Below are 18153 nucleotides of genomic sequence, written 5' to 3' on the forward strand. Positions count from 1 at the left end.
AAAAAGTGGAGGATAGAACGTTCAAGGTGACGGATAAATTTTAATGTAGCAGATAACCTGCTCAAAGTGGCGGATAAGGAAGGAAAAGTGGAGGATAGAATGTTCAAGGTGACGGATAAAATTTAATGTAGGGGATAACCTGCTCAAAGTGGCGGATAAGGAAGAAAAAGTGGAGGATAGAACATTCAAAGTGACGGATAAAATTTAATGCAGCGGATAACCTGCTCAAAGTGGCGGATAAGGAAGGAAAAGTGGAGGATAGAACATTCAAAGTGAGGGATAAAATTTAATGTAGTGGATAATCTCTTCAGATTGGCGGATAAGGAAGAAAAAGTGGAGGATAGAACGTTCAAGGTGACGGATAAATTTTAATGTAGGGGATAACCTGCTCAAAGTGGCGGATTAAAATGAAAAAGGGAAGGATAGCCCTTTTAAAGTAGTGGATAGAATTTTATACTTGATCAAAAGGTAGATGCACTCGATGTCGTACAGGAAGTCGCTTACCGTAGCTTTAAATACATACATTCTCTTCAAAATTCATCCTATTTAAAAACATGGTTAATAAGGATTGTCATAAAAGGAGTCAGCACTAGGTGAAGAACCACATGAAGAACTTCCTGAGAGGTGGGCGTTGGCAGATGTGATGACAAAGCTCACAAAAGAGGAAAAGGATGTTATTTTGTTGAGATTTTCATGATTATACTTTGTCTCAGGTGGCTCAGGTATTGCAGCTTAAATTAGGGACGACGAAAACCATTTTGTATCGTGCATTAAAAAAATTAAAGCAGGTACTGGAACAGGAGGGGCAAGGGTGAACAATCTAAAAAAGCAGATGGATCAAATAGACATTCCAGAATCGTTACAACAGCGTAGTCTACAAGGCATTGAACAAGCAAAAATAGAGCAGCATAAGCCTCAGCCGTGGGTACCTAAAGTCTTGACTATTGCTGTAACACTAGCAGCGTGTGTATTTGTGGCATTCATGGTGGGGGAGCAACACTTAGGTAATGATCGGGCTAGTGTGCTAAGGTCACAATTAGAAAATTTATCCCCTCCAATGTACTGGATTTTGGCTATTTTGTGCGTATGCATCATACTATTCAGCTCTAGGAAAAACCTTAAAGTGGGCACTGATCAGAAAAAGACGATTGGTGTTGCCATAGTTTTGATTCTAATGATCGGTAACAGTACGATTTTTTTACAACATCAATTAATAAAACCGATAGTGGTACCTACTGTAATTGAAGTTACAGATAGCTTACAGAATGCTTTAGAGATACGCTATATTACAAACAAAGATGACCATCGATATGTGAAATATTTACAGGCAGAAGACGTGCAATTACCAATAGTATATGATCAAACGGAGCAAACAAATCTAGTCAATGGCTTTTATTATCCATTGGATACGTCTCAAGATTTACTCTATCAAAATATTCGTTTAGCTTTTTTTCAGCTTGATTTAAACACGATGAAAAAAGTGATGACAAGCGAAAATATTTATCTCGTATTAAGCGATGGGATGAAATTGCCTGCCCCAATTCATTTTACGAGAGAAACCTTCATTGATGAAAATCAGATCATGAATCATAGCTATAGTCAGTCACAACATGATTCGGAACAAATCATTTCATTCACCCTCCAACAGGATGCTGTTTTTGATGCATTTTATGTTCCAACTTCATTAGAGGATAAAATACTGTTGAAGGAATGGCGATTAAACGATCAGCGCTACACCGTTAGTGATTTTCCTTTTTCAGTAACGGCAGGTCAACGGTTGGAGCTGATGATTCAATTTAAGGAAGATACCTTAGATATCAATACGTCCATAGGTTTTAGTGGCCCGGATGGTTATTTAACTAAAAGATTATATTCACAAGCGTATTTTACGACGAATTTGGTGAAAAAGGTGCGTGAAAACAATGATTGAATCTAAACAACAGGTAAAACTTTTACAATGGTTAGCTGTGGCCCTTTTTTTTCAATTTATCTATTTAAATGTTTTTAAATACGCTAATCTACTACAAGATATCCTTGTTTATGGGGCCTATTTAAAAAGTCTTTCATTCTATAAAGAAAAAACCCCTATCAGCAAATATATGGCTTGCGCTATGATTCTTACCTTGATGAGTACTTTCTTTTCTTCACATCTTCTCTTCTATTGGAGTACGGTTTTAATTCAAGGAATTGATTTACTAATTATAATGGAATTTGGAAAAATTTTATTGAGTATTGAACAAAAACATGATGCACAGGGTCCAACTACACGAGTGATGAAAAAATATATTGCGATTGCCTTTGCTGTCATTATAAGTTGGACGCTTTTAATAAATGTTACAAGTGATTGGCAGATGGGATTATTGTTCCTAGGCGCATTGCTTTTATTGGCTGTGAATATACGGTTGTTTCTTCATGTATTAGCACTTCGTAAACATGTAAAGAACAAATCTTATATTGTTACCTACTTGCAAAAATGACTCACCATTCATTTTATGCTACACTTTTTGTACAAGGGGTAAAGGGGGAGCAGGATGTTTAAACGGGAGAAAAGTATAGAGATTCAGCAGCATCACGGTGTACAATGTGCACACGGGAAAGTTGCAGTACATGGGATTGGCATGAGTGTATATAGCTTTTTTGTGGATGGGCTACTGATTGATACAGGTTCCTACTCACTGTCGCAGGAATTTCAATCCTTTTTTAAGGATATACCGATAGAACAATTGGTACTAACACATTCTCATGAGGATCATGCAGGAAATGCAGCATGGATTCAACGTCATAAGAATGTACCTATTTATATTCATCGTGATTCAGTCAATCTCTGTGCTGAGGATGGAGACTATCCACTTTATCGACAGGCATTGTGGGGGGAACGACCAGCATTTATTGCCCAACCATTTGGTGAAACGTTACAATCGAACACAGCATCATGGGATGTCATTGAAACACCTGGGCATACTACAGACCATCTTTCTTTTTACAATCGGGAAACAGGGGCTATGTTTACAGGTGATTTGTTTATCCAGCCAAAGACAAAGGTTGTGCTTGATGAAGAAAACATTGTCCATACCTTGGCATCTTTAAGGAAAATAGTAAACTATGATTTCGATGTCGTCTATTGCTGTCATGCAGGGTATATAGAGGATGGTCGAACGAAAATACAAGAAAAAATTGATTATTTGGTAGACATGGAAGGGAAAGTAAAGCAATTATTTATGCAAGGTTATTCAGTTGAAGAAATTACTAAAACAATTTTTCCTCGTGACTATCCGATTACAAAAGTTTCGGGAGAGCAATGGTCTTCCAAACATATCATCACGGCCTTTATTAATCATTTTACCCAAGAGTCCTTTATATAAGGGCTCTTTTTTTGCTTGTTAAGAATTTCACAAATACTTTGATCTGTATAATAAAAAACTTTGTGAAAAAATGTGAATAAATTGTGACAAAGTCAATAAGGACAATGGATGCGCTTACAAAAGTTTGTGAAAAAATTCTCATTTACATAAGAAAAATACTATGTGAAAAGTTGAACAGGCTAAATGGCTCTATGTGTACACTTTATAAAGTGTTAACAATCGCATTAATTATCTTAGAATAATTGATTGTGAAATGTTTAATTTGACAGAAAAGTGTAATGGAAGTCATTAAATAATGGTTTTTTGAAGATTAAAATAAATTGACAGAAAATTCGTTGACTATATTTTCACAAAGTATTATGATTCTGAAATATAATAAAAATTCAAAGGGAAAAGGATGGGATGGAATGGACGTAATGAAAAAGGCATTAGAAATGCATGCACACTATAGCGGGAAATTAGAGGTGAACTCAAAGGTACCTGTACAAGATTCCTATGATCTTAGTTTGGCTTATTCACCGGGGGTAGCAGCGCCATGTGTAGAGATTGAGAAAAATCCTTCGCTTGTGTACGACTATACAATGAAGGGCAATATGGTAGCTGTTGTGTCGGATGGGACAGCGGTTTTAGGGTTAGGAGATATTGGACCAAAAGCGGCATTACCTGTAATGGAAGGGAAGGCGATTTTACTAAAGCGTTTTGCCAATGTTGATGCTTTTCCAATATGCTTAGATACAAAAAATACGGATGAAATCGTCAGCATTGTGAAGGCGCTTGCCCCGACATTTGGTGCGGTAAACTTAGAGGATATTTCAGCACCAAGATGCTTTGAAATTGAAGATCGCCTACGTCAAGAATGTGATATTCCCGTTTTTCATGACGATCAACATGGAACAGCGATTGTTGTAGGAGCGGCGATGATAAATGCTAATCGTATTGTGAAAAAGGATGTAGCAACGATGAAGGTTGTGATTAACGGTGCTGGTGCTGCAGGTATTGCGATCTTACGCATTCTTGTGCAAATGGGCTATAAAAATATTTATATGTGCGATACAAAGGGTATTATTTATGAGGGTCGTACAGAGGGGATGAATCCAATTAAAGAAGCGGTTGCTCATTTGACAAATCCTAATAAGCAGCATGGTACACTAGAGGATGCACTAACAGATGCAGATGTCTTTATTGGTGTTTCTGTAGCCAATCTATTAACGGAGGCACATATTGCGTCCATGAATGAAAATCCAGTTGTCTTTGCCTTAGCTAATCCAAATCCTGAAATTACGTATGAAAATGCCAAAGCATGGGGAGTACGTGTTATGGGAACGGGCCGTTCTGATTATCCAAATCAGATTAATAATGTTCTCGCATTCCCTGGTATTTTCCGTGGTGCTTTAGATGTGCGTGCTACGGATATTAATGAGTCGATGAAGCTAGCTGCTGTAGAAGCCATTGCCTCCCTTGTGAGTGATAAGGAATTAAAGGAAGAATATATTGTGCCTAAATCTTTGGACGAACGCGTTGTGGCAATCGTCTCACGCGCAGTAAGTGGGGCAGCTGTAGAATCTGGCGTATCGGAGCTATTCCAGCAAAGTACAGCACTATCTGTTTAATAAAATTTAAAAAAGCAGATAGAGAAAAGTTACAGGCTTTTTCTCTATCTGCTTTTATTATTATGCTGTGTCGATTAAACAAAGGCTTTATCTCAAGTTTTTACATCATGCCAACACCAATAATACCGATGAGAATGACAAAGAAAAGAACAAATAATACGATGAAGATAATAATAGCTGGAATAAAGATGGTGAAGAAAGCCATCCAGTTTGAAATTTGGTGTGCTTCAGCGACTGCACCTACACTAATAACAAATGACCAAATCGTAACAATGATGCTTACTAAAATAGTTGGCCAAAAAATCCACGGTAATGAGCCCATAAAATTCGGATCCAATAATGAATCTGGGGAAGTCATCATCCAAATAATATAAAGTGGAACCAGCACGATATATGGAATTGCTGTTAAGCTTAACCCTTTAAATAAGTCCGAGTAAGTTCCAGTACCTTTAAACAATTTCCCGAATAGCCATGAGATGAGTGCAGAAATAGCTGTGCCAATCACACCTGCAATAGGAGCAAAAATGACACATAATAGGACTAAAAGCCATGGAGAAAAATCAGGAAGAAATTCTGAATCAATTAACCCAGACATAAGCGAGCCAATATAACCAATAGACAAAACCAAAATAGCAAAGCCAATAGATTTTTCATTAATCATATAACGAGTCGTTTGCTTTGGATGCATCCAAACCGATAAAAATGGATTTAGTTTTGACCTCTCTTCTTTCGATGTCTCATTCAAGTTTTCCATCAAACTACCTCCAAAATAATAGAATAATTGCTTGTTACATATAGTTAATATACGAGTGAAGGAAAGAAAAGTTTCGTGGAAAATAAAAATAAGCTCACACATATAAAAAGAGTCGTAAATGTCGACTCTTTTTAAAAATGATTCTATTATTCAGCTAACATAATTTTCTCAAGCTCTAACGGTTCAATATATTGCTCGCCTTTGTAAGCACGCATATTACCGCCTGAAATTTCATCGATTAATATAATTTCGTTCGTTTTCGCATCGCGGCCGAATTCTAATTTAATGTCATAAAGCGTTAAGCCTTTTTTAGCAAGCTCTGCCGCTACAAATTTGGAAATTTCAATTGTACGTTGTTTTAAAATGGCATATTCTTCATGAGTTAACAGGTTTAACATCGCTAAGGCATCTTCAGAAATTGGAGGATCTAAACGATCATCATCTTTGATGGTTACTTCTACAAAGGAGTCTAAATCTTGTCCTTCCTTTACATAGGCACCATAGCGGCGTAGGAATGATCCAACTGCCTTGAAGCGGCAAATGACTTCTAGGCCGTTACCGAAAACAGTTGCTGGCTTTACTGTCATGGTTGCATCTTCGAAGTTAGCATCAACGAAATGCGTAGGAACACCCTGATCGTTTAATTTTGAATAAAAATAAGAAGTTAAGCGCAAACCAGCTAAGCCAGCCCCATCAATTGTTAAACCAACAGTATTTGCACCAGGGTCAAATACGCCGTTTTCTCCTGTAACATCGTCTTTAAATTTTAATAAATAATGACCATCTTCTAATTTGAACACATTTTTTGTTTTACCTGTATACAATAATTCCACAAAAAACCCTCCAATATTTTTCATAGTACTCTAAAATTATAACACGAATGTTTTGTATAGTTAATGATAAAAACGTTCGTTTAAAGCGTTTATTTTTATGTTTTATAACAGAATCACAAATAAAAAATAAGGTGATAACGAATGTTCGTTACCACCTTGATTGAAAATAAGAATATTCCGAATTCGAATCCTGGGAAACATTGAAAATAGAATGTTATTAATAGACGCCTTCAGAAAGCATTCCATCTGCTACTTTGATAAAGCCAGCAATGTTTGCGCCCACTACAAGGTTACCTGGGAAGCCATATTTTTCAGCTGCTGCTTTGCTGTCTGTATAAATATTTTTCATAATTTGATGAAGTTTCGCATCTACTTCTTCAAATGACCAAAATACACGGCTAGAATCTTGTGCCATTTCAAGAGCAGATACCGCAACGCCACCAGCATTCGCTGCTTTTGCTGGACCAAATAATACGCCTGCCTCTAAGAATTCATTGATTGCTTCAAGGTCTGATGGCATATTAGCACCTTCACCGATTGCTTTCACACCATTCGAAATTAATGTGCGAGCTGATTCACCGTTAATTTCATTTTGCGTAGCACATGGTAGGGCGATATCACAAGGAATTGTCCAAATACCTGTACAACCTTCTGTAAAAGTAGCATTTGGTCGGTAATTAACGTAAGTTGAGATACGGTCACCTTTTACTTCTTTAATTTCTTTGATGGCATCTAAATCTAAGCCTTCTGGGTCATAGATATAGCCTGAAGAATCTGAGCAAGCAACCACTTTGGCACCATACTGTTGCGCTTTTTCAATGGCATACGTAGATACATTACCAGAACCAGAAACAACCACTGTTTTACCTTCGAATGAGTCATTAGCATCCTTTAGCATTTCGTTCACAAAGTAAACAGTACCGTAACCAGTTGCTTCTTTACGTGCTAAAGAGCCACCATAGCCAGGAGTCTTACCAGTTAATACGCCTGATTCATTTGCTTTTGTTAAACGCTTATATTGGCCCCATAAATATCCTACTTCACGAGCACCTACGCCAATATCACCAGCAGGAACATCGACATCTGGACCAATATGGCGGTATAATTCAGTCATGAATGCTTGGCAGAATCGCATAATTTCTGAATCTGATTTACCTTTCGGATCAAAGTTTGAACCACCTTTACCACCACCGATTGGCTGCCCTGTTAAAGCATTTTTAAAGATTTGCTCAAAGCCTAGGAACTTAATGATGGATTCGTTTACGGAAGGGTGGAAGCGAAGACCGCCTTTATATGGGCCCATGACATTGCTGTATTGTACACGATAGCCACGATTTACTTGTACTTGATTGTTATCATCTTGCCATGCTACACGGAAAGAAATAATGCGATCTGGCTCCACAATACGAGATAAAATATTGGCTTTAATATATTCAGGATGTTGCGCGAATACGGGTACTAATGAGATGAAAATTTCTTCAGCAGCTTGTAAAAATTCCGCTTGATGACTGTTCTGTTGTTTAAGTTGCTCAAATACGCCATCTACGTATTCTTTTGCTAATTGTTCATTGCTAACAGTTGTAATTGTCATAAATAAAACCCCCATTTAGTTGATAGATGTATCGTATATCTATTTTTCAAACTATTCAATAAAATACTTTTAAAGTTTGTGAAAAATTGAGCAAGAGAGGTTGTTTTGAAATTATATTAATATAATTTAGTTCTTAGTGATTCATCTAATTACGAGAAAGGAATGATGCCTTATTGTGAAGGTTCTTATAGACGCTGATGCCTGTCCAGTCGTGGATTTGGCGCTATCTATATCATCTGAGTTTGAGATAGAAACTATCTTATTTTGCGATACATCCCATCGTGTTGAACGTGATAATGTAATAACAATTATTGTACCCAAAGGTCCAGATTCGGTTGATTTTACGCTAGTGAACGCGCTTTCAAAACACGATATTGTTATTACACAGGATTACGGATTAGCAGCCATGGTTTTAGCAAGAGGGGGGTATCCGATTGATCAAAATGGACGAGAAATGTCTGATGAAAACATCGAACGTTTGCTCGATATGCGACATGTTGGTCAGAAAATTAGAAGGGCAGGTGGACGAACAAAGGGACCTAAAAAAAAAACACAAGAAAACAATATTTCGTTTGAAATGAAATTTCGACAAATTTGTGAACGAGCAATTTTAGCCCATAAACTGGAGGAATCTACAGGTGAAAAATGAACATAAACACGAACTATTTGAACAATATCCGCAGTTGAACGAACTAGCAAATAAAGATACTGTATTGTGGGAAAATACAAATTGGACGAAAAATCCTGGAACAACGCTCTTTACGATGCCTGAAGTGGATGATGCGGAAGCAACATTACAACGTTTTTCTTCTTATTTAAAAGTAGCTTTTCCAGAGCTTCTAGAAAGCGAAGGTTTAATTGAGTCAACGATCAAGGCGATTCCTACAATGAAAAATGCTATTGAACAAGCATATGGTGTGGCGATTCCTGGCCAATTGCTTTTAAAATGTGATCATGCACTACCGATCTCTGGCTCAATCAAAGCACGCGGAGGAATTTATGAGGTATTAAAACATGCAGAAAGGCTAGCTTTGGCAAGTGGAAGACTCAAAGAAGTGGATGATTATGCGATTTTAGCAACAGAAGAATTTCAGTCGTTCTTCCAACAATATACGATTGCAGTAGGCTCTACTGGAAATTTAGGATTAAGTATCGGCATTATGGGCAAGAAGCTCGGCTTTAATGTCGTTGTACATATGTCGAGTGATGCCAAGGAGTGGAAAAAAGCCTTACTGCGAGAAAAGGGTGCTACAGTGATTGAATATGAAGCTGATTACAGTGTAGCTGTTGAGCAGGGACGTCAAAAAGCTGAGCAAGATCCAAAGTGTCATTTTATTGATGATGAAAATTCAAAGGATTTATTTGCTGGCTATGCCGTAGCCGCTAAGCGTTTAAAGGGGCAGCTAGAAAGGACGAATATTACAGTGGATGAAGCACATCCATTGTTCGTCTATTTACCATGTGGCGTAGGTGGAGGACCAGGTGGTGTTGCCTATGGATTAAAAGAGATTTACGGTGAGCATGTGCATATTTTCTTTGCAGAACCTGTTGCTTCTCCTTGTATGACGATTGGGCTGATGACAGGCTTACATGATGCAATTAGTGTAGAAGATATAGGTCTTGACAATCGAACAGAAGCGGATGGGTTAGCTGTTGGACGCGCCTCCAAATTTGTAGGAAAAGTGATGGAGACGTATATAAGTGGTTGCTATACAGTATCAGATGAAGAATTATTTACATCTCTAGGATTAGCCATGGAAAGTGAAGATTTATTTTTAGAGCCATCTGCACACGCAGGGATGTTTGGAGCCATTCGTTTATTGCAACAAGGTCAATCCTATCTTGAAAAGCATGCATTAGTAAGCCATCTCCCACAAGCCACACATCTCGTATGGGCCACTGGTGGTAGTATGGTTCCACCTACAATGCGAGCCGCTTATTTAGCAAAGGCCAAGGAATTTAATTAAAGACGGTGTGGAGCTATGTTTGGATGGAAGCTCGACCTCTAATAGTGATATCCCGCTCGAGCATAGGGTAAAGCATTCAAATAGTGAGATGCCCCGCTCCAATAGGAGTCCAAAGAGCTCGCAAAATGTATGGACCCGCTCAAGTAGGAGACCAAAGCGCTCACAAAATGTGTGGATCCGCTCAAGTAGGAGACCAAAGAGCTCGCAAAATGTATGGACCCGCTCAAGTAGGAGACCAAAGCGCTCACAAAATGTGTGGATCCGCTCAAATAGGAGTCCAAAGCGCTCACAAAATGTGTGGATCCGCTCAAGTAGGAGACCAAAGCGCTCACAAAATGTATGGATCCGCTCAAATAGGAGTCCAAAGCGCTCGCAAAATGTATGGATCCGCTCCAATAGGAGACCAAAGCATTCACAAAATGTATGGACCCGCTCAAACTGGGGTCTTAAGCTCTCAAAAAGTGATGCAACCCGCTCAGATTAGCGTCCACAAACGCGCAACGCAACTTCAAGTTTAGTAGAAAAAAATCCAATTAAAAAACAGGTGGAAATTTCTCCACCTGTTTTTGCTGTTTTAACGTTGTAGTGCTTTACGTTGTGCGGCTAAGTATACTTCTTGTGCGGCAAGGATGCCTGCTCCTAGTTCGAAATCATAGGAGAAGTCTTGTAGGGCAGCCTCGAGTAGGGAAACGGCTTGTAAAATGTCACTTGGGAAGCAATAGCCCATATGGCCGAATCTAAAAATTTTACCCTGTAGATGACCAAGTCCGCCTGCGAAATCTAAATGATAGTGTTGCTTAAGGTGCGTCAAAAATTCACCAAGATCAATTCCTTGAGGTGTTTTAATTGCTGTAATAGTTGGGGAAGCATATTGATCTTCAGTTAATAGCTCAATGTGTAATGCTTGCATTGCATTTCGCACCATGTTTTTCATAAGATCATGGCGGGCAACCGTTTGCGTAAAGCCACCTTCCTGTTCAATTAACTTACACACCTCGTGCAGTCCATAAATCAGTGTGATAGCAGGGGTATTAGGTGTCATGCCCTTTTCCGCCCAGCTACGATAGCTTTGAAGATTCAAATAATAAGCAGGTGTTTGATTTTCTTCAATGACTTTCCAAGCTCTTTCGCTTACGCTGACAAGAGAGAGTCCAGGTGGGAGCATCATTGCTTTTTGAGAGCCTGTCACGAGAATATCAATGCCCCAAGCATCCATTTCAGCAGGAGCACCACCGATACAGCTTACACCATCAACGATAACGAGGGCATCTGTTTCTTCACGGATTACCTGTGCTAGTTCAGCAACAGGGTTTAAAATACCTGTGGATGTTTCATTGTACGTAACAAAAACGGCTTTAACAGTTTGTAATGGCTGTAAAAATGCTCGTAGTTCGTCTGCTGTGCAAGCTTGTCCCCATTCTTTTTCAAGCTTATGTACGTGGAAGCCATATTGCTCACAGATAGAAACGAAATAGTCGCCAAAAGCTCCAACTGTGATGACGACAACCTCTTCACCAGCAGATACCGTATTAACAGCCGCAGCCTCAAGTGCAGCAGTCCCGCCTGATGGTAAAAGTAAGATGTCCTGTGTCGTACCGAAAACGGGCTTTACTAATTCAATAGTTTCTCGGTATAATTCTACAAATTCCTGACTACGATGACTAAAAATATCCCGATTCATCGCAAGCTGTACCTTTTTTGGTATCGGTGTTGGCCCCGGATGTCTTAAAATATTTTCATACATATTCATCAATCCCCTTTGCTAGAAATTCTAAATTTTCTAACTATAATAATAGCATATTTATGGTGCTAGCTAACTACTTTTTTGAAAAATGATGGAAGAGATTGTCATTGTGGTACAATTTTTAAAAAGGAGGCTGTGCGAATGGAAACATCCATGCATTATCCATTTATCTATTTCTTCTACGGCACAAACCAGGTGCTAGTATACAAAATTCAAGCGCTAGAGTATATCACAATAGAAGATGTGATGAGGAGGGGGGAATGGCAGGGGTATGAGCTTGAGCCATTTGAATCATTTACAGCATTCCATCATGAACAAAGCACCCCTCAGCAGGGATGGTCTTTCTTTATGGGGCAGGAAGAGCTTTATCATTTGGTAGAAATTATGAATGATTATATTCAACAGGTCATAACCACTACTTCGGCACAAATGGTACATATTGTTTGCTCGGAATCTGCAGCAGGCTCATTACGAGCGGCGCTTGCTCCACCGAAATATGTGATCGGGTTTCCAGAGGATTTGTCGATTGGACCATTGTGGAAACTCGATGAAAAAAGAGGACAGGCATTCCGTGATGAGTGGCTAAGAGAAAATATGAATGATGGAGTGGATGATTTTGTAAATCGTAATAAATTGATGAACACAATTAGAGAGATACAGGATATTCCAAGCAACCTGCCGATTTACATTTGGTGTGGGTACAATGCAGAAGAACAGTGTGGCCTTAGATTTCTTCTTTATTTATTACGTGATAAAACCAATGAAGTTGTTCTTATCAACACAGGTGAACAGCGGGCTATTGACCACCAATGGAACATGGAACTATATGACATAAAACGCTTATCCGCGAAGGAGCGTCTTATTTTTCAGCAGCAGTGGGAAAGTTTAGCGCAGACAAAGGATGTTTGTCGTCTATGGCTACATCAACAAATTCAAGCAGTCCACGAGAATTATTATGATCATTTGATTATGTCAACGATTGGACAACTTCATGAGGAGCAAGGGGATACTGATTTTATACAAACAGGTGTAGTCATCTCAGAGCTATTAACCAGAATGGATGCTCCCCCAAATATCTTCTTTTTAGAATATAGAATTCGCTATTTAGTATATAGCGGGGTCTTTGAGTTAAAGGGAATTCCTAAATCAATGCACCATTACTCTGTGAAATTACGTAAAAAACCTCTTTAGCCTGAGGGCATAAAGAGGTTTTAAAACAATTAAGCAACGAAAGGTCTGTTCATACGCATTAAGCCGTAGATGGCAAAGAACAATCCACCTGTTAGTACCATTAGGATTGTGTATAATACAGCCTTACCTGTTTCACCACACCAGCGGTAGAATAGGCGATACGTGAAATAGAGTGTAAAAACTGCCGCTCCTAAAGAAGCCAGAATACCGATAAATGGAATAAATGAAACAATGATTAAGCCCGCATAAATCAGCGTATTTTTTAAAGCGGTTGCACGTATTGTTTCTCGAGTATCCCCACCAGCTGTCAGCAGGAAGAGACTATATACATTAATAATGGGAATCCAAGCAATATAGGCTACATCTCCAAAACCATTTGTTTTAGATGTCATAAAATAAATAAGTGCACTAATAATGTAGGCAATTAAACCAATTGCAAGAGCGGCTAGTATAAAGATAAAAAATAAACCACCCATGGCTGCATCTAAATCTGAGTAATAATAAGAATCATTATAGTCATAATTCATCAGAAAAACCTCCCTTCATTTGAAAATACCTCCTAATCATAACAATCCTCAAGTGTTTAGGCTACAACAATTTAGATGTAATATTTAGTAGAAATCACACAAATGTACTAGAATGATGTGGATTATTTAAGTCTTTAATGATGATTTTTTGAGTACCTTATGATAAAAATACAAAAAATATCCTGAGGAACATTATTATGCTAGTTTTTGAGAATCATTTTCCGTTTTATTAATTTTAACAAGTACGTACAAAAACATTACTATCCTATGATGGTAGATGCACAAGAAATGCCACAAAAAATAAAAATAGCCATCTTAACTACAGTGTAAGATGACTATTTTCACGTGTATTAAATGAATTTGGCGATGTGCTCAAGTTCAATACGGGAAGAATTGTAAGCAGGTGCGGCTGCCTTACCAATTGCAATTAAAATAACTGGGACGATATGGTCAGCTAATTCAAAGCGTTGAGCAAAGGCTTCTTTATTAAATCCACCCATTGGCACTGTATCATAGCCCATGTCTTTAGCTAGTAGCATAATCTGCATGGAAATTAGACCAGCATCAAATGTAACGATATTTTTTAACACTTCTTGGGGAAGTTGAGAATATAGATTGATTGAGTTGTTAATCATTGAATCTTTTGTTGCCTCATTGATATAGCCAAGATCGAAGTTCTTTGTATAGACAGCCTCGGCATTTTCGTACATCTTTGTATCACCTAAAACGGCAATAATTGCTGAGGAAGTTTCTACTTGTTCTTGGTTATTGGCAATAGCACGTAGCTCTTTTTTGACCGCTTCATCCTGAATTACTAAAAAGCGCCAAGGCTGTAGGTTACTAGACGATGGAGCAGACGTTGCTTCTACAAGTAATTCTTCTAATTGTTGCTGCGGGATTTTAAAGTTTTCATCGTATTTACGAACGGATTTACGCTCGTGCATAACTTTAGTTAAAGAACTTTTTGTCACTGTCATTATTTTGTCTCCTTCATGGTATGATGCGTTTTTTACTATACGATAAATGAATTCATTTTCCAAGTAAATTGCTCGAATTAAAGAGTCTTGAATCTAGGATTTAAAAGTTACAAAAAAAACATATTTTTGTAGGTATAATCCATTTATACTAGAGATGGAATAGAGCAATAATAATAGATATGGAGTGAAGGTGAATGAAAAAGCTATTAGGAAATTTAAATATTATGGCAAAAATCGCAATGCTTATTCCTGTCATCACTGTTTTTTTAGGTGGTATGACCTTCCTTAATTATTTGAACGTATCCAATGAACTTGAAAGCTCTATTGAAAATGAAATGTCTATACTAGCGGTTGACGTTGCAGGTTCCGTTGAGGGCAAATTGCATGCACACATTCAGCTCATAAATAGTGCAAAGACAACAATAGAATCGGCTGACAGTCTGATGACCAGAGAGCATTTTATTCGCTACGTACAGCAGCTATTGCCTTTCAATAAGGAAACGTATGGTATGGGCTTATGGCTAGAGGAGGATGTGGCAAAGGGAGAAATTTTTGGGCCTTATGCCTATAAGGAAGAAGAAAAAATTGTCTCTACGGATGCTTATGAAGATCCTGCCTATCATTTTCACGAGCAAGAATGGTATCGCAATAGTATCCAATCTAATAAGGTAGTTCATACAGCACCTTATTTTGATGAAGCTTTGGGGGAAATGTTTATCTCATTTGGTACACAAATTGTCAAAGATTCTACGCCCATTGGTGTCATTACAGGGGATTATGTATTAGATTCAATTCAATCCATTGTTTCTGACGTGAAAATTCGAGAGAGTGGTTATGCGTTTTTAATTGATGATAGTGGCAAAATTTTAACGCACCCTGATGTAAATAAAGTGAATAAAGAAACGATCCAGCAGTTGTTGAATATGCCTGTGGAGCAGATTTCTGATCAAAAAAAGTTAATACATACAAGCAGTGAGGGTAGTGATTTTACCTTACAATTTATGCAAATACAAGATATGCCATGGAAGCTAGTTTTACTGGTTCCGACAACTGAGCTTTACGGCGAAATACAGACAATGCTCCAACAGCAAATCGTGATTAGTGTTGTTCTAATCTTGCTAATCGCAATTAGTATTTATTTCCTTGCTCGTTATATCCGAGGGGAAGTGAAAACAATGAATACTCATTTAGGCTTTCTTGCTACGGGTGATTTAACGCAACAAATGGCCGTTCAAACAAAGGATGAATTTGGTGAAATGGCACAGTATTATAATGACTCTGTGGAAGCATTAGGTTCGATGATGCAGCGCATTGTAGCTGAAACCGAGACAGTTGCTTCTACTGCAGAAGAATTAACGGCAAGTGTGCAAGAGGTCAATAAAACTGTCACAGAAGTTGCTGTTTCTATGCAAGAGGTGGCAGAAAATACAAGTTCACAACAACAGGTGAGTGGGGAGTTAGAGGGTGTAACAACACAACTAGGTGGGGATATGAAGACCGCCATGGACGATTTACATGAAGCGGTCCAACAATCACAAAAAACCTCTGAGCTCGCTACTGGCGGATCACAAAAAATACATGGTTTCGTGAATGATATTGTCCACCTCCATGCACAGGTTGACAGTAGTGCCAATCTGGTGAATGGCTTGAAGGAGCATTCGATTCAAATAGAGCAGATGAGTCAGCTCATTTCGGCTATTACCGACCAAACCAATTTACTATCGCTTAATGCTGCCATTGAGGCGGCACGAGCAGGGGAAGCAGGGAAAGGCTTTGCCGTTGTTGCAGGAGAGGTCAAAGCACTTGCTGAACAAACTAGCCGTGCCTCGTTAGATATTGCAAAGGTTGTGCAGACGATTCAGGAACAAATGAATGACGCGGTAGAGATGATGGAGCAAAGTCGAAAAATAGCCCATCAAGGCATTGGCTCTGTTCAACAAGCAGGCACGACCTTCGATACAATTGCCAGTGCAATTGAAGATCTCCAAAACACCATGCAAAAGACAAGCAAAACGACAGCTGAGGCTTTTGAAAAGCTGCAGGCAGTAACCGAAAAGGTGCAAGCAATTAGCAAACAGGCACTTGCAACAAATGATCATACATTAAATGTATCGGCCATCACGGAAGAGCAGGCATCTACGATGAATGAGATGTCCGTAGCCTCTGAGCAGTTGGCACAACTTGCTCAAAATCTGCAAGAAGAAGCAACTAAATTCACGATTTAATGGTAAGGTGTACATCTAGGTTTAGGTGTACACCTTTCTAAGATCTAAATGAAAAAGCTTCCCACTGTACATTATTCTTAGGAGCAGCTGATTTGAAATGCTTAATCATTTTTTCTGGTCCACATATAAAAATAGTTGTTTGTGAAGAGAAGGATAACTCATCAACAGAGAGTCTATTGCGCTGTGTTGTATCAATAAATGTGACCGTAAAATGGTCATTTGCTTGTGCATAATCCTCTAAAAAATCTTTGTAGATGACATTGTCTTGCCCGTGAAAAGAATAATATAAGTCAATTTTCTTATCAGGCTTCGTGTGTAAATAGGCAAGAAATGGGGTGATGCCCATACCTCCTGCAATCCATAGCTGCTGTGCATCCCCGCTGTCAAAGTCAAAATGACCATAGGGGCCATCTACAGCAACCTCTGTATGAACCTGAATAAGGTTGTAAACCTGTTTGGTATAATCTCCTATAGCCTTCATCGTAATATTGATTTGTTGTCCACACCCTCCAGAAATAGAGAAGGGATGTGGTGCTTTTTCGATCCCCTCTTGAAAGACTTTCAGAAAGAGAAATTGTCCTGGTCGATAATTCAGCTGATTTGTAAGCTTCAGCCTAATTTCCAATACCTCAGGGGTCAGCCTTTGAATGGATGAAATATGACCTTTATAGGGAAAGAACATATCCTGATACATTGTCAGCATATAAAGTGCTGACATAAATCCAATTGTAGTTGTTAGTGCTGTAAAAATCCCTAAAGCTGAGGGTTGTAATAAATCATATTGGCTAGAAAAATAAGCATGATAAATGCCAAATGTATACGGCACAAGTAATAATCGATGAAGCCAGCGCCAATGCTCGTACTTCAGGAATTTTGCAATAAAGGCAAGAATGATTAGGATGATAAAGCCGTATTGGGCAAGCTCGCCAAGATCTTTTGCGAATTCGTTGAGTGGCGTTGATTGTATTAGCTCTTCATCAGGAACCATTTTTTGTAATTGTCCGTGGATAAAAATCAATACAAGTGAAAGAATGGCTAGTAATTTATGATAAAAATAGACCCGCTCAAGACCATTAAACCAACGCTCCAACGTTTTTATTCTTGTAGCTAATAAAAATACAAGAAATAAACAAGTAATGGCTAAGCCTCCAATGACATGACTTAATGTGTTCAACGGGTGGATGGGTGCCATTGGTTTGGCAAAATACCAAAGCAAAGCACTACCGCACATAATGAATAAAATAAAAAGTATTCCTTTATAAGCTCTCATAGTTTACCTCCATCACTATGTTTATCCATATTTTATCTAGCTATACAATCAGAGAGGTAAAAAGTTTCGAGCGTACGTTCGGAATGTATGTTCCCTTTTGTG

General features: G+C 38.4%; 15 protein-coding genes and 1 pseudogene. 9 read left to right on the top strand and 7 right to left on the bottom strand.

Annotated elements, in window-relative coordinates:
• Positions 1-701 precede the first annotated feature (701 nt).
• The 5 genes and pseudogenes from CD31_RS22880 to CD31_RS06045 all read left to right on the top strand — a co-directional run.
• Positions 702-815 (top strand): annotated as a pseudogene (locus CD31_RS22880) (sigma factor-like helix-turn-helix DNA-binding protein); the annotation flags it as partial.
• Entirely contained in the window at positions 812-1930 is a 1119-nt protein-coding gene (locus tag CD31_RS23795; RefSeq protein ID WP_244905068.1) for a hypothetical protein, read from the top strand. The pseudogene CD31_RS22880 and the gene CD31_RS23795, both read left to right, overlap by 4 nt.
• Positions 1923-2477: a hypothetical protein gene (locus tag CD31_RS06035; RefSeq protein WP_036076298.1), complete on the top strand. Its 555-nt coding sequence runs from the start codon at positions 1923-1925 to the stop codon at positions 2475-2477. Before CD31_RS23795 ends, CD31_RS06035 begins: the two co-directional genes overlap by 8 nt.
• A gap of 54 nt (positions 2478-2531) precedes the next feature.
• Entirely contained in the window at positions 2532-3362 is an 831-nt protein-coding gene (locus tag CD31_RS06040) for an MBL fold metallo-hydrolase (RefSeq protein WP_036076299.1), read from the top strand.
• A 407-nt stretch (positions 3363-3769) separates the two neighbouring features.
• Positions 3770-4972, top strand: coding sequence for an NAD(P)-dependent malic enzyme (locus CD31_RS06045; protein WP_036076300.1), 1203 nt, complete (start codon positions 3770-3772; stop codon positions 4970-4972).
• Between the two features lie 100 nt (positions 4973-5072).
• Here CD31_RS06045 and CD31_RS06050 read toward each other — a convergent pair whose 3' ends face one another.
• The 3 genes from CD31_RS06050 to gdhA form a co-directional block, all read right to left on the bottom strand.
• Positions 5073-5726: a Yip1 family protein gene (locus CD31_RS06050; protein ID WP_036076301.1), complete on the bottom strand. Its 654-nt coding sequence runs from the start codon at positions 5724-5726 to the stop codon at positions 5073-5075.
• A gap of 146 nt (positions 5727-5872) precedes the next feature.
• Positions 5873-6559, bottom strand: a complete 687-nt coding sequence (locus CD31_RS06055; RefSeq protein WP_036076302.1) for a phosphoribosylaminoimidazolesuccinocarboxamide synthase — start codon at positions 6557-6559, stop codon at positions 5873-5875.
• 217 nt (positions 6560-6776) lie between these two features.
• Positions 6777-8150 (bottom strand): NADP-specific glutamate dehydrogenase, encoded by a 1374-nt coding sequence (gdhA, locus tag CD31_RS06060; RefSeq protein ID WP_016995150.1) that lies wholly within the window; start codon positions 8148-8150, stop codon positions 6777-6779.
• A 175-nt stretch (positions 8151-8325) separates the two neighbouring features.
• Between gdhA and CD31_RS06065 the strand changes: the two genes are divergently transcribed.
• Both CD31_RS06065 and CD31_RS06070 read left to right on the top strand, forming a co-directional pair.
• On the top strand, positions 8326-8799 hold the full coding sequence (locus CD31_RS06065) for a YaiI/YqxD family protein (protein ID WP_036076303.1): 474 nt from the start codon (positions 8326-8328) through the stop codon (positions 8797-8799).
• Positions 8789-10117: a D-serine ammonia-lyase gene (locus tag CD31_RS06070; protein WP_036076304.1), complete on the top strand. Its 1329-nt coding sequence runs from the start codon at positions 8789-8791 to the stop codon at positions 10115-10117. The genes CD31_RS06065 and CD31_RS06070 overlap by 11 nt, the downstream gene beginning before the upstream one ends.
• A 574-nt stretch (positions 10118-10691) precedes the next feature.
• On the opposite strand, the gene CD31_RS06080 is transcribed toward CD31_RS06070, so the two are convergent.
• A complete protein-coding gene (locus CD31_RS06080; RefSeq protein WP_052125330.1) occupies positions 10692-11861 on the bottom strand; it encodes a pyridoxal-phosphate-dependent aminotransferase family protein in 1170 nt (389 codons plus the stop codon).
• Positions 11862-12002: 141 nt separating this feature from the next.
• On the opposite strand from CD31_RS06080, the gene CD31_RS06085 reads away from it, so the two are divergent.
• The gene (locus tag CD31_RS06085; protein WP_036076307.1) at positions 12003-13052 is read left to right on the top strand and encodes a DUF1835 domain-containing protein; all 1050 of its coding nucleotides are present in this window, start codon (positions 12003-12005) and stop codon (positions 13050-13052) included.
• 29 nt (positions 13053-13081) lie between these two features.
• Here the strand turns inward: CD31_RS06085 and CD31_RS06090 are convergent, their stop codons facing one another.
• On the bottom strand, positions 13082-13579 hold the full coding sequence (locus CD31_RS06090) for a hypothetical protein (protein ID WP_036076308.1): 498 nt from the start codon (positions 13577-13579) through the stop codon (positions 13082-13084).
• 350 nt (positions 13580-13929) lie between these two features.
• Positions 13930-14556 carry a nitroreductase family protein gene (locus CD31_RS06095; RefSeq protein ID WP_036076309.1) on the bottom strand — a complete coding sequence of 209 codons (627 nt, stop codon included), beginning with the start codon at positions 14554-14556 and terminating at the stop codon, positions 13930-13932.
• Positions 14557-14750: 194 nt separating this feature from the next.
• On the opposite strand from CD31_RS06095, the gene CD31_RS06100 reads away from it, so the two are divergent.
• Positions 14751-16781 (top strand): methyl-accepting chemotaxis protein, encoded by a 2031-nt coding sequence (locus CD31_RS06100; RefSeq protein WP_036076310.1) that lies wholly within the window; start codon positions 14751-14753, stop codon positions 16779-16781.
• Between the two features lie 37 nt (positions 16782-16818).
• On the opposite strand, the gene CD31_RS06105 is transcribed toward CD31_RS06100, so the two are convergent.
• The gene (locus CD31_RS06105; RefSeq protein ID WP_036076311.1) at positions 16819-18051 is read right to left on the bottom strand and encodes a ferredoxin reductase family protein; all 1233 of its coding nucleotides are present in this window, start codon (positions 18049-18051) and stop codon (positions 16819-16821) included.
• Positions 18052-18153: the final 102 nt, after the last annotated feature.

The sequence above is a fragment of the Lysinibacillus boronitolerans JCM 21713 = 10a = NBRC 103108 genome, assembly GCF_000772935.1.
GTDB classification, from domain to species: Bacteria; Bacillota; Bacilli; order Bacillales_A; family Planococcaceae; genus Lysinibacillus; species Lysinibacillus boronitolerans.

Bases quoted from the DNA above. Each gene is read 5' to 3' on its own strand.
- CD31_RS06105 (WP_036076311.1), bottom strand. From the start codon at position 18,051: ATGAGAGCTTATAAAGGAATACTTTTTATTTTATTCATTATGTGCGGT.
- CD31_RS06045 (WP_036076300.1), top strand. From the start codon at position 3,770: ATGGACGTAATGAAAAAGGCATTAGAAATGCATGCACACTATAGCGGG.
- CD31_RS06085 (WP_036076307.1), top strand. From the start codon at position 12,003: ATGGAAACATCCATGCATTATCCATTTATCTATTTCTTCTACGGCACA.
- CD31_RS06090 (WP_036076308.1), bottom strand. From the start codon at position 13,579: ATGAATTATGACTATAATGATTCTTATTATTACTCAGATTTAGATGCA.
- CD31_RS06035 (WP_036076298.1), top strand. From the start codon at position 1,923: ATGATTGAATCTAAACAACAGGTAAAACTTTTACAATGGTTAGCTGTG.
- CD31_RS06040 (WP_036076299.1), top strand. From the start codon at position 2,532: ATGTTTAAACGGGAGAAAAGTATAGAGATTCAGCAGCATCACGGTGTA.
- CD31_RS06095 (WP_036076309.1), bottom strand. From the start codon at position 14,556: ATGACAGTGACAAAAAGTTCTTTAACTAAAGTTATGCACGAGCGTAAA.
- CD31_RS06050 (WP_036076301.1), bottom strand. From the start codon at position 5,726: ATGGAAAACTTGAATGAGACATCGAAAGAAGAGAGGTCAAAACTAAAT.
- CD31_RS06080 (WP_052125330.1), bottom strand. From the start codon at position 11,861: ATGTATGAAAATATTTTAAGACATCCGGGGCCAACACCGATACCAAAA.
- gdhA (WP_016995150.1), bottom strand. From the start codon at position 8,150: ATGACAATTACAACTGTTAGCAATGAACAATTAGCAAAAGAATACGTA.
- CD31_RS06100 (WP_036076310.1), top strand. From the start codon at position 14,751: ATGAAAAAGCTATTAGGAAATTTAAATATTATGGCAAAAATCGCAATG.